The sequence below is a fragment of the Ruminococcus sp. D54t1_190329_F1 genome (assembly GCF_015551645.1).
GTDB lineage: Bacteria > Bacillota > Clostridia > Lachnospirales > Lachnospiraceae > Blautia_A > Blautia_A faecis.
The window spans coordinates 1-1,856 of the sequence record NZ_JADNDC010000092.1 but is presented as its reverse complement, the minus strand read 5'-3'; the positions used below and the strand labels follow the sequence as shown (position 1 = coordinate 1,856).

The window sequence follows — 1,856 nt, the reverse complement described above, 5'->3', positions numbered from 1 at the left end:
GAGCCGTATGATGGGAAACTATCACGTACGGTTCTTAGGGGAGGGAAGGACAGTAATGCTCTTCTCTTACCCGACTACGCCAGTGTGGAAATGCTATATCACCCAGAGTATGCAGGGTATCCCCTGGCGGTAGGCGGGGATCCCGAGGCGAGGCATGGAATTGTGCTTACAGCCAATTATGTGGCAAAGAAAAAAGGAGTGAAGACGGGACAGGCACTTTGGCAGGCAAAAATGGCATGTCCGGATCTTGTGATTGTTCCGCCCAGGATGGACTTGTATCTGCGTTTTTCTTCTCTTCTAAGAGAAATTTATGGGGAATATACTGATCTGGTTGAACCATATGGATGTGACGAAGCCTGGTTAGATATTACGGACAGTGCGGCCTTAAAGGGAGAGGGAAGAAAAATTGCAATGGAGATTAACCGGCGTGTGAAAAAAGAGCTGGGAATTACGGTCAGTATCGGGATTTCCTGGAATAAGATTTTTGCAAAACTGGGAAGTGATTATAAGAAGCCTGATGGAATCACGGTGTTTTCAAAGGAAAATTATAAGGAACAGCTCTGGAGACTTCCTGCTGCAGATCTTTTGTATGTTGGACGTTCTACCAGAAATACGTTAGATCGTTATGGAATTCAGACAATTGGGGAGCTTGCCCTGGCGGATTCAAAGTTTCTGGAACGGTTATTTGGAAAAATGGGTCTGGTGCTTTACTCTTTTGCAAATGGCTGGGACGAGTCACCTGTATCGGCGCAGGGGTATGAAGCACCTATAAAGTCTATTGGTAATAGTACAACCACTCCCAGGGACCTGGAGAACAACCTGGACGTGCAGATTGTACTGATGGCATTGGCAGAAAGTGTTGCAGCCAGGCTTCGGAAACATGGCTTCAAATGCAAGGTGGTGTCCATCACCATCCGGGATAATGGGTTATACTCTTTTTCGAGACAGAAAAAGCTGGAGAGGCCTACGGATATTACCAATGAGATTATGACGGCTGCCTACCTGCTGTTCAAAGAAAATTATAACTGGAATCATCCGATCCGAAGCCTTGGAATACGTGCAGAAAATCTGGTTTTGGCAGACGTACCAGTACAGCTTGATTTGTTTATAAGCGAGGAACAACGGGAAAAGCAGGAAAAAATGGACCAGGCTGTAGATGAGATTCGCAGAAGGTTTGGGTATTTCAGTATCCAAAAAGCGTTTGTGTACCAGGACAAAGCTCTGGCAAGCTTGGATGCACAAAGTTCCCACACGGTTCATCCGGTAGGCTATTTTAATGGGAGGTAATTGGTAAATGGAAAATGCAAAAGTATATGTAGAGGTTCTGGTGAGTTTTGATAAGGACGGAACTATGAGTCCAGTGGAATTTATCTGGGAAGATGGAGAAAAATATCATGTGGACCGTATCCTTGCAAGGGAACGCTGTGCAAGCCGAAAAGCAGGCGGAGTCGGGATGCGATATACCGTAATTGTGAATGGAAAAGAGAGCCATTTATACTATGAATTTGATAAATGGTTTATGGAAAGGCGCTGTTCCTAATGTTTGTTCTTGGAAAATATGAGACAATACATGTGCACAATATATAGAATTATACGATTGACACATACCATATATTGTGCTATCCTATAATCGAATTATCATTTATGCATAGCACCCCTATGTAGAAAAGTTTAGTCCTGATAAGACATCAGGAGCAATCATTTGAGATTACATATCTGGAACATATAGAAAGACATCAAAAAAACCTGGAATGGATTTTTGATGTCTTTTTTTGTTGCGTGTGTCCAGCAAAGCTGGACTACACTTGCCGGTGTAAGTCCGGTCACGGTAATCGCCAGTGAGCCGTGTAGTTAAA

The 1,856-nt window shown here is 43.7% G+C and carries 2 protein-coding genes; both read left to right on the top strand.

Annotation, left to right across the window (positions count from 1 at the left end; all coding sequences use genetic code 11):
- The first annotated feature begins 84 nt into the window (after positions 1-84).
- A complete protein-coding gene (locus tag I2D69_RS19640; RefSeq protein WP_272105127.1) occupies positions 85-1,287 on the top strand; it encodes a DNA polymerase IV in 1,203 nt (400 codons plus the stop codon).
- Positions 1,288-1,294: 7 nt separating this feature from the next.
- Positions 1,295-1,540, top strand: coding sequence for a hypothetical protein (locus tag I2D69_RS19635; RefSeq protein WP_173719768.1), 246 nt, complete (start codon positions 1,295-1,297; stop codon positions 1,538-1,540).
- The last annotated feature ends 316 nt before the right edge of the window (positions 1,541-1,856 follow it).

Excerpts from the sequence above, each read along its gene's own strand:
- I2D69_RS19635 (WP_173719768.1), top strand. The coding sequence starts at position 1,295 with ATGGAAAATGCAAAAGTATATGTAGAGGTTCTGGTGAGTTTTGATAAG.